The organism is Hyphomonas beringensis (genome assembly GCF_000682755.1).
In the GTDB taxonomy this organism is placed as follows: Bacteria; Pseudomonadota; Alphaproteobacteria; order Caulobacterales; family Hyphomonadaceae; genus Hyphomonas; species Hyphomonas beringensis.
In genome coordinates this window covers 1-216 of record NZ_AWFF01000021.1, presented here as the reverse complement: position 1 = coordinate 216, position 216 = coordinate 1, and the positions used below count along the sequence as shown (strand labels likewise).

Here is a 216-nt window from a genome sequence, read left to right as displayed (position 1 = left end):
AGACTTCGTCCAGGTGCCACTGCCATTGCGGCGATTGTCTCACTCTTTCCGAACGACGTTTCCGTATTTTGTGAGCGAAGTGCGTGCCGAAGCGGTCCACCCAATGCCGGACAGTTTCATGGCAGATGTCGATGCCTCGCTGATGCAGCAGGTCTTCGACATTCCGTAATGACAGAGGAAACCGGACATACATCATGACCGCGAGTTGGATGATTT

1 pseudogene is annotated in these 216 nt (G+C 53.2%); it reads right to left on the bottom strand.

Features of this window, described 5'->3' with window-relative positions:
- Positions 1 to 214, bottom strand: a pseudogene (locus HY29_RS19665) (IS6 family transposase); the annotation flags it as partial.
- Positions 215 to 216: the final 2 nt, after the last annotated feature.